General features: G+C 36.3%; 1 protein-coding gene. It reads left to right on the top strand.

The genetic code is table 11. The features are described from left to right. Positions 1-262, top strand: a 262-nt coding sequence (locus HU755_RS27175; RefSeq protein WP_186638340.1) for a YhfC family glutamic-type intramembrane protease, incomplete at both ends; no start/stop codon positions are given.

Below are 262 nucleotides of genomic sequence, written 5' to 3'. Positions count from 1 at the left end.
ATTCTATCTATATAGGTGTATCTCTGCAAATATTCCTTGCTGTCATAGTTCCTGTTCTTTTGATGGTATATTTACAAAGAAAAAAGATGATGTCATGGAGATCCTTACTTGTTGGTATTCTTATCTTTATTGTTTTTTCACAAATTTTAGAAAAAATCGTCCATTTCCTCGTTCTTGCTCCAACTGGGACTGAATTGAGATGGAGCACCAACCCGTATATCTTTGCTCTGTATGGAGGTCTTGCAGCTGGGGTATTTGAAGA

The organism is Pseudomonas sp. SWRI111 (assembly GCF_014268555.1).
GTDB classification, from domain to species: Bacteria; Pseudomonadota; Gammaproteobacteria; order Pseudomonadales; family Pseudomonadaceae; genus Aquipseudomonas; species Aquipseudomonas hamedanensis.
This window is presented reverse-complemented; position numbering and strand designations above follow the sequence as displayed.